At 58.1% G+C, this 8853-nt stretch carries 9 protein-coding genes; 5 read left to right on the top strand and 4 right to left on the bottom strand.

Going from position 1 to position 8853, the window contains the following annotated elements; genetic code table 11:
• Window positions 1-21 precede the first annotated feature (21 nt).
• A complete protein-coding gene (gene mgtE / locus AC2FNU_RS22120; RefSeq protein WP_496792663.1) occupies window positions 22-1383 on the top strand; it encodes a magnesium transporter in 1362 nt (453 codons plus the stop codon).
• Complete coding sequence (locus AC2FNU_RS22115; protein ID WP_496792660.1) at window positions 1380-1937, top strand: 5-formyltetrahydrofolate cyclo-ligase; 558 nt, start codon at window positions 1380-1382, stop codon at window positions 1935-1937. The genes mgtE and AC2FNU_RS22115 overlap by 4 nt, the downstream gene beginning before the upstream one ends.
• A gap of 3 nt (window positions 1938-1940) precedes the next feature.
• On the opposite strand, the gene AC2FNU_RS22110 is transcribed toward AC2FNU_RS22115, so the two are convergent.
• Window positions 1941-2168: a putative hemolysin gene (locus tag AC2FNU_RS22110; protein WP_496792657.1), complete on the bottom strand. Its 228-nt coding sequence runs from the start codon at window positions 2166-2168 to the stop codon at window positions 1941-1943.
• A 133-nt stretch (window positions 2169-2301) separates the two neighbouring features.
• On the opposite strand from AC2FNU_RS22110, the gene AC2FNU_RS22105 reads away from it, so the two are divergent.
• The 3 genes from AC2FNU_RS22105 (at window position 2302) to AC2FNU_RS22095 (ending at window position 5816) form a co-directional block, all read left to right on the top strand.
• Complete coding sequence (locus AC2FNU_RS22105) at window positions 2302-3117, top strand: TIGR00282 family metallophosphoesterase (RefSeq protein WP_496792653.1); 816 nt, start codon at window positions 2302-2304, stop codon at window positions 3115-3117.
• A gap of 87 nt (window positions 3118-3204) precedes the next feature.
• A complete protein-coding gene (locus AC2FNU_RS22100) occupies window positions 3205-4983 on the top strand; it encodes an SLC13 family permease (RefSeq protein WP_480798438.1) in 1779 nt (592 codons plus the stop codon).
• 95 nt (window positions 4984-5078) lie between these two features.
• On the top strand, window positions 5079-5816 hold the full coding sequence (locus AC2FNU_RS22095) for a YbaY family lipoprotein (RefSeq protein ID WP_496792648.1): 738 nt from the start codon (window positions 5079-5081) through the stop codon (window positions 5814-5816).
• 13 nt (window positions 5817-5829) lie between these two features.
• On the opposite strand, the gene AC2FNU_RS22090 is transcribed toward AC2FNU_RS22095, so the two are convergent.
• The 3 genes from AC2FNU_RS22090 to AC2FNU_RS22080 all read right to left on the bottom strand — a co-directional run.
• Entirely contained in the window at window positions 5830-7491 is a 1662-nt protein-coding gene (locus AC2FNU_RS22090) for an FAD-binding dehydrogenase (protein WP_496792647.1), read from the bottom strand.
• A gap of 11 nt (window positions 7492-7502) precedes the next feature.
• Window positions 7503-8360, bottom strand: coding sequence for a bile acid:sodium symporter family protein (locus AC2FNU_RS22085; RefSeq protein ID WP_496792645.1), 858 nt, complete (start codon window positions 8358-8360; stop codon window positions 7503-7505).
• Between the two features lie 73 nt (window positions 8361-8433).
• On the bottom strand, window positions 8434-8853 hold a 420-nt coding region (locus AC2FNU_RS22080; RefSeq protein WP_496792642.1), incomplete at its 5' end, for a glutamine amidotransferase-related protein.

The raw sequence follows: 8853 nt of genomic DNA, 5'->3' as shown, positions 1-8853 counted from the left end.
ACTGACGAAGCCGGACACGATCTGCCCCGGGACGAGGACGCCTATGCGTTGGACCCCAAAGCGGTGGCGGGGATCCTCTATGCGGTGGATATCGATGATCGCGAAAAGCTGATCGAGTTGATGGAGCCGCTGCACGCGGCTGACATCGCTGACCTTCTTGAACAGATCAATCCGTTTGACCGGGCGCGCCTGATCCGCCTGTACGACAAAGAGTTTGACGGCGACATCCTGTCTGAACTGGATGAATCGGTTCGGGAAGAAGTGATCTCGGTCCTGAAACCCGATGTCCTGGCGGAAGCCGTGCGCGAGATGGAAAGCGACGATGTCGTTGACCTGTTGGAAGACCTTGAAGAGCCTCAGCAGGAAACCATCCTGGGCGCGCTAGAGGATTCTGAACGGATCGCCGCCGAACAAGCGCTGTCCTACCCTGAAAACTCGGCCGGTCGTCTCATGCAGCGCGAAGTTGTCATGGCGCCCGAGCATTGGACTGTTGGACAAGCCATTGATTTCATGCGCGCCAATGATGATCTGCCCGAGCAGTTTTATCATGTGGTGCTGGTCGATCCGCGCCTGAAACCTGTGGCGCAGGTGACTTTGGGCAAGCTGATGGCAGCCCGTCGCGAGGTGCCGCTGCATGATCTGACGGAAGAGGAGTTCCATATCATCCCCGTCGATCAGGACGAGGAGGACGTGGCGTATGCCTTCAACCAATACCACCTGATCTCGTCCCCGGTGGTGGATGCGGATGGGCGTTTGGTTGGTGTCATCACCATCGACGACGCGATGGTTGTTCTGGACGAAGAACATGAAGAAGACATTCTGCGTCTTGCCGGTGTGAGTGACGAAAGCTCCATTTCCGACAGTGTGGCGGCGACCAGCCGGCGAAGGTTGCCGTGGCTGGCGGTGAACCTATGTACCGCGATTTGTGCCTCGCTGGTGATTTCTCAGTTTGAGGCGGCGATTGATCAACTGGTGGCTCTGGCAATCCTGATGCCGATTGTGGCTTCGATGGGTGGTAACGCGGGCACGCAATCGCTGACGGTGGCCGTGCGCGCACTGGCGACGCGCGACCTGACCAATGCAAACGTTATGCGGGTAATCCGGCGCGAATTGTTGGTCGGCATGCTCAACGGGCTGTGCTTTGCCATCGTGTTGGGCACTGTTGGGATGCTGTGGTTTGACTCTCCGCTCTTGGGTGTCGTGATCGGCTCGGCACTGGTCGTGAACATGATCATCGCAGGCTTTGCAGGTACGGTAGTACCAGTCGTGCTGGACCGTTTGGGCATCGACCCTGCGCTGGCGTCGGGAACCTTTGTGACAACCACAACGGATGTCATGGGGTTCTTCATCTTTCTTGGGCTTGCCAGCGTGGTGCTACTGTGACTGATCTGACCGAAATCAAAGCCGCCGCCCGCAAAGCGGCGTTTGCGCGCCGCAAGGCCGCATTCGATACGCGTTTGCCCGGTGCGGCCGGACGGTTGTCAGAGGTTCTGGCAGGGCACCGCAGCGTACCGATGTCGGGCTATATGCCGATCCGAACCGAGATCGATCCGTTGCCTGCGATGGCCGAAGCATCGGCGTACGGGCCGGTTGGCGTGCCGGTCATTCAGGCCGCTGGTCAACCTTTGAAATTCTCTCGCTGGACGCCCGAAGGTGTACTGAAAGATGGCCCGTTTGGTGCCAAAGTGCCCGAGGTGGATGACTATTTCGATCCCGAGATTCTTATCGTGCCGCTGGTCGCGTTTGATGCAAATGGTGGTCGGCTGGGCTATGGCGGCGGGTTCTATGACCGCACGCTGGAAGGTTTGCGCGCCAAACGCCCGACGCTGGCCATCGGGTTTGCCTTTGACGCGCAAGAGGCCGAGGGCCTGCCATTGGAGCCGACGGACCAACCGTTGGATATGGTCATCACGGAAAGCCGCGTGCTGACCTTCTAGCTGTTACTGCTCGAAATGGCTGCGCAAGTAATCCCAGGCATCCACTTCGGTGCCGTCTTTCAAAATGCAGACGCCGAAAACGCTGCCATCTTCGTTTTTCCGAAGTTGGTAGGTTCCGTCGTTTTCTATGCAAAATGTTGCTGCCGGGTTGGGCATGGACGTTTTGGTGCCTTCTGCGCCCGCGGCCGTGGCGGTCAAAAGGCAGGCGGTCAGAAATGTAAATGACTTCACGAAGAATTCCCTCTGTATTCAAGAACCACATCCAAACATTGACACGATTGAATGTGATTTCAACCTCGAACGTGCTGGCAAATTTCACGGTTCCGCCTTGTTATTGCCCCGCACAGCCCCTACGACCCGGATCATGAGGATTTTGTTTCTTGGTGACGTCATGGGGCGCGCGGGCCGCGCTGCCGTTCAGCAGCACTTGCCGCGCCTGCGCGACGAATGGCGGCTGGACTTTGTTGTGGTCAACGGTGAAAACGCGTCGAACGGTATGGGGCTCAGCGGAGATCATGCCAAGCTGCTTCTGGATGCCGGTGCGGATTGTCTGACGCTGGGTGATCATGCCTTCGACCAGAAGGACATGTTGCAATATATCGAGAAAGAGCAGCGTATCGTGCGCCCAGTGAACTTTGCCAAAGGTGCGCCGGGGCGGGGCCATCGGCTGTTCAATGCACCAGGTGGGCGCAAGGTTCTGGTCGTACAGGTGCTTGGACAGGTCTTTATGAAACGGCCCTTTGATGACCCGTTCTCGGCTATCGAACCGATCCTGAAGTCGCATCCCCGCGGGGGGCAGGCGCAAGCCATCATAGTAGATATGCATTGCGAGGCGACGTCCGAGAAAATGGCGATGGGCCACTACTGCGACAAGCGCGCCAGCCTTGTGGTCGGAACGCACACTCATGTACCGACTGCGGATTCTCAGATATTGCCGGGTGGTACGGCGTATCTGACAGATGCCGGTATGTGCGGAGATTACGACTCGGTCATTGGCATGGACAAGCAGGAGCCGATGCGCCGGTTCATCACCGGCATGCCAAAAGCACGGTTCACACCCGCAAACGGTGAAGCGACCCTGAGCGGCGTGTTCGTGGAAACCGATGATCGCGACGGTCGGGCAAAATCTGTGCATATGGTGCGCATCGGGGGGCGTCTGGAACAGGCCGGCCCTGAATAACAAACGTCAGGCTTGCTCTACCGCGCGCAATGCGTGAAACTACGCGTTAGCAGGCGCTTGGGCCCGGGTTCGGACAGAATACCACGAATGAACTTCCTTTCACTGACAGACACAGGCAGCGCAATTCTGGCGCTGCTCATCGTCGCGGGCATGTTCGTCATGTTCCTGCGCGAGGTTTATCCAACCGAAGTCGTGGCCATCGGTGGTGTATCTTTGATGCTTGTCACTGGCATTCTGCCTTATCAAAGTGCGCTGGCGGTTTTGTCCAATCCTGCGCCTTGGACCATTGCGGCGATGTTCATCATCATGGGGGCCCTGGTGCGAACGGGGGCATTGGACTCATTCACTTCAACCGCGCAGAAACAGGCTCAGGTCAACCCACGTATCGCAATCGGGTTGCTGATGGGGTTTGTTGTTGTGGCCTCGGCTGTGGTGTCGAACACACCAGTGGTTGTGGTCATGATCCCTGTTTTCGTGCAAATCGCCCGCACCCTGAATGTGCCTGCGTCCAAACTGCTGATTCCGTTGAGCTATGCGGCTATTCTTGGCGGCACACTGACACTGATTGGCACGTCGACCAACCTGCTGGTCGATGGTGTGGCTCGCGCACAAGGAATGACACCCTTTACAATCTTCGAAGTCACGCCGCTGGGGATCGTCCTAGTGATCTATGGGATGATCTATCTGCGCTTCATCGCGCCCAAGCTTCTGCCCGAGCGCGACAGCATGGCGTCGCTGCTCAGCGACCGGTCGAAGATGAAGTTCTTTACCGAAGCCGTCATTCCGCCAGACAGCAACCTGATTGGACGCGAAGTGACAGGTGTGCAACTGTTCAAACGCCCCGGTGTGCGCCTGATCGATGTGGTCCGAGGGGATGAATCACTGCGGCGCAACCTGAAAGGCGTCGAACTGAGGGTCGGCGACCGTGTGGTTTTGCGGACCGAGATGACCGAGTTGTTGAGCCTGCAAAGCAACAAGGAACTCAAGCGTGTGGATCAGGTGTCTGCCGTTGAAACCAAGACGGTCGAGGTGCTGATCACGCCCGGATGCCGGATGGTGGGACGGGCTTTGGGCATGTTGCGACTGCGCAGGCGCTATGGCGTCTATGTCTTGGCCGTTCATCGCCGCAATCAAAACATCGGGCGCCAGTTGGACGAACTGGTGGTTCGCGTCGGTGACACCCTGCTGTTGGAGGGTGCGCCCTCAGACATCCAGCGCCTTGCAGCGGAAATGGACATGGTCGATGTCACACAACCGTCCGCGCGGGCTTTCCGCCGTAGTCACGCACCGATTGCAATTGGTGCGCTTGTCGGGATTGTCGCGCTGGCCGCGCTGGGTATTGCGCCGATCCTTCTGTTGTCGATTGTGGCAGTCGCTGTGGTCCTGATGACCCGCTGCATTGACGCGGACGAAGCGTTTTCCTTTGTTGAAGGCCGGTTGTTGGCATTGATTTTTGCCATGCTCGCCATCGGTGCGGCACTGGACAGCTCTGGCGCAGTGTCACTGATTGTCGAGGCTGTTGCGCCCGGGCTTAGCGCTTTACCGCCCTTCCTGATCATCTGGGCGGTCTACCTGCTGACCTCGGTCCTGACCGAGCTGGTCTCAAACAACGCCGTTGCCGTCGTTGTGACACCGATCGCCATCGGGTTGGCTCAGGCCGTTGGAATGGATCCGCGCCCCCTTGTCGTCGCTGTGATGGTTGCAGCCTCGGCGTCCTTTGCGACGCCGATCGGGTATCAGACGAACATGATGGTCTACGGTCCCGGCGGCTATCGGTTTACCGATTTCATGAAGGTGGGCATCCCATTAAACCTGACGGTCGGATTGCTGGCGTCCCTGCTTATCCCGTTGATCTGGCCGATCTAAAATCGGCGCGGAACCGCCACCGGTAAATTGGCAGACTTGTAAATCGCGGGCGATACACAATCTTTTGTGAATGTGATTTGCAAAGGGGATTTGCCATGCTGACAGCAGCCCAAGCCACATTGGCAGGCGCAGCGATTGCAACCATCATCAGCAGTGCCGCAATGGCGGGTACGGTTGAGGGGACTGCAACCTACCGCGAGCGTATTGCGCTTCCACCTGACGCGAACCTGTTTGTCGAACTTCAGGATATTTCGCTGGCGGATGTTCCGGCCGTGACATTGGCCGCGCAGCGATACGCTCTGACAGGTGTGCCTGCGCAGTTTGAACTGACCTATGATGACGCGTTGATCAAGGAAGGGCACAGCTATGCGGTGCGCGCGACGGTCACGCAGGGGCGAAAGCTGTTGTTCACCACAGACACGGTTTACCCTGTTCTGACAAATGAAGCGGGAAACTCGGCTGACCTGCTTTTGGTGCAGGTTCAAAACCAGCAAAGTGCAACGCTTGAAAACACCGAATGGGTCGCAGCAACCCTGAACGGCGCGCCGCTGGAGGCTGAACGACGCCCCGAACTGAGCTTTGGGCAAGGCGGGTCCTTTGCGGGCAGCGGTGGCTGCAACCGGTTCAGCGGTCAGGCCGAGATTTCAGGCAACCGGATCACATTTCCCGACAACATGGCCGCAACTCTCATGGCATGCCCGCCTGAGTTGGATGAGGTTGAGCGCGCCTTCCTGAAGACGATGCAGAACATCACGTCCTTTGCGATGGAAGGGGACGCGCTGGCTCTGCTTGATGCCGACGGCGAGCCTGTGATCAAGCTGGTCCGCAAATAGATCAGTAGGGCCTTCAGGCGACGGCCCTAGACCGCCCTGCGTTGCGCCCCGAAAAGATACAACCGCCCAGGAAAGTTCCTTCCAGCGCGTTGTACCCGTGATAGCCGCCTCCGCCAAAACCGGCGACTTCACCCGCGGCGAACAGGCCGGGCACCACGTTGCCATCTTCCCCGATCATCTGGCTGTCCAGGTTGGTTTGTAGCCCGCCCAGCGTTTTTCGGGTCAGGACGTGCAGCTTAACCGCAATAAGCGGGCCGTTGGACGGGTCGAGGAACTTGTGCGGTTTGGCAGTACGGATCAACTTGTCTCCGCGATAGTTTCGGGCGGCCAAAATCGCCATCATCTGGGCGTCCTTCGAGAAAGGATTGTCGACCTGCGAGTCGCGCGCTTCGATCTGCCCGCGCAAGTGCGCTTCGTCAATTAACCCACCGCCCAGATGGTTCATCCCGTTGACCAGTTCGGTCAACGTATTGGCCACGACGAAATCCTCGCCATGTTCCTTAAACGCTTCAACAGGGGCAGTTGCTTTGGAGCCTGACAGGATGCGTTGACGAATGACTTCTTTCCAACTGCCCGAGGTAAAGTCCGGGTTCTGTTCCGACCCGGACAGGGCGAATTCCTTCTTGATGACTTTCTGGGTCAGAACAAACCAGCTGTACTCGTACCCTGTCTTCAGGATTTCCTTCAACGTCCCCAACGTATCGAACCCCGGCAGGCAGGGTGGTTCCAGACGGTTTCCTTTGGCGTCGAACCACATTGAGCTGGGGCCGGGCAGAATGCGGATGCCATGGGCAGGCCATATCGGATCCCAGTTGCGCACGCCTTCGGTGTAATGCCACATGCGGTCGCCATTGATGACGTGTCCGCCCGCTTTTTCACTGATCCCGATCATGCGGCCGTCGACATGAAAGGGCACGCCAGCCACCATGTCTTTTGGAGGTTCCCCAAGACGATCCTTGGGCCAGTTCCGCCGCACCATTTCAAAATTGCCGCCGATGCCGCCAGAGGTAACGATGATCGACGGCGCATAGACCTCGAATTCCCCAACTTCGTCACGGTTTGTCTTGCCGCCGCGCTGGGCGGTATCGTCGGCCAGCACCTCTCCGGATACACCTTTGGCCGTGCCGTTCTGCATGATGATGTGGCTGACCTGATGGCGGAACTTCATTTGGATCAGACCGGCGCTGACATGTTCTTTCACGCGTCGGATGAAATGTTCCAGAACGCCGGGGCCAGTGCCCCACGTGATGTGAAAACGCGGGACAGAGTTGCCATGCCCGTTCGCGTAGGACCCACCGCGTTCCGCCCAACCCACAACCGGAAACCAACGCAAACCCATCTCGTGTAGCCACGGGCGCATTTCTCCCGCCGCAAACTCGACATAACTCTCGGCCCATTTGCGGGGCCAGGCGTCTTCCGCGCGGTCGAACTGTGCGCTGCCCATCCAGTCACGAAGGGCAAGCTCTTGGCTGTCGTGTATGCCCATCCGGCGTTGTTCCGGCGTGTCGACCATGAACAAACCGCCGAGGCTCCAGAACGCCTGACCACCCAGAAAGCTCTCGGGCTCCTGATCGACAATGATCACCTTTTTGCCTCGGTCGCCCAGCTCAGCCGCTGCTGCCAATCCAGCCAGGCCCGCGCCGACGACAATCGCATCTGCTGTGTTATTGGTCATGAACTGTCCTTTCAGCGTCGGCGAAACCAAACGAGGAACGGCAGCACGACGGCATACATCGTGATCCCGTAGACTGCGGACGGCAGGGCCAGAGGGCTAAAGCCGCTCTCTGTGCCGGTGATAAGGGCCGCCAGCGTAATTCCCAGTGTCGAGTTCTGGATACCTGTGTCAATTGATATGCTTTTACATTCGGCCCATGGCAGATTTGCAGCGCGTGCGATCCCCAGCCCGATAAGCAAAAGGGCAACGTTGAGTGAGATCAGACCGGCGCCCATGATGCCCAGATTATCAATGAAAATCTGCCAGTTTCCGGCCAGGGCGGCCACAACGATCAAAACGAACAAAGCGGTTGCGAGCGTTGAAAGTCCGCCCTCGATACGGTTTGCAAACCCGGTTGCAAACCTGCGAACTCCGACGCCTATGGCGACGGGAAGGGTGGTGATCAGAAACATGGCAATGGCCAGACCGCTGATCGACACATCAGGTGCGTTTTCACCCATAAAATAGGTGATGGACCATGCCGCCAGAAAGGGCACTGTCAGGATTGACAAGATGCTGATCACAGCAGTCAGGCTGACGGAAAGCGCCACGTCTCCCTTGGCCAATTTGGTCAGAATATTGCTGGTCACGCCCCCGGGGCAAAAGCTGAGCAGCATGAAACCAACCGCGATTTCAGGGGGCAGGCCAAACAGTGTGACGGTGAGGAACGCAGCGATGGGCAGAAGCACGACCTGACATACCGCACCAATTGCAAACGGGTATTTTCGGTTCAGTACGCGCCGGAAATCTGCGGTCTCTAGTCCAACGCCAAGTGACAGCATGATAATGGCCAGCGAAATCGGCAGGCCAACATTGATGAGCAAGTCCAAGAACAACTCCTCCCAAAGTCGTTTCGGATCAGCCTATGCGAGCATGAAAGGCGCAAGCAACCGCGCCGTTGGGTCACTTGTAGCGTTCGACGAAACGGCGCAGGATTTCGCCGGGTTGTGTGACGTCTGCGGCGTTGCAGATGTCGATCAGGCGCTGGGCATCTTTGGGCGGGAAATAGCCGTGATGCTTGTAGATGTTGATCCGCTGTTCAAAATCTTTCGCGTCCGCTTCGGGATGAAACTGTGTGGCATAGACGTTCTGGCCGAAGCGGATCATCTGAAACGGGCAGGGGTCTGAGGCGACAAGATGCACGCAGCCTTCAGGCAATGCCTGAACAGCTTCCTTGTGGCCAACGAAGGCGTCGAATTCCGGGGTCAGCCCGGCTGTCAGCGGATCTGTGGCACCATCTTCCGTCAGGCGGCAAGCTGAGGGCCCGACCGGCTCGCTGTACTTGGCTTTGCTCACGTCACCGCCCAGATGCGCGGCCAGAAC

It is taken from the genome of Ruegeria sp. BHSB064 (genome assembly GCF_059613205.1).
Note: the sequence above shows the minus strand (reverse complement) of the source record. Positions and strands in the feature narration are given on the sequence as shown.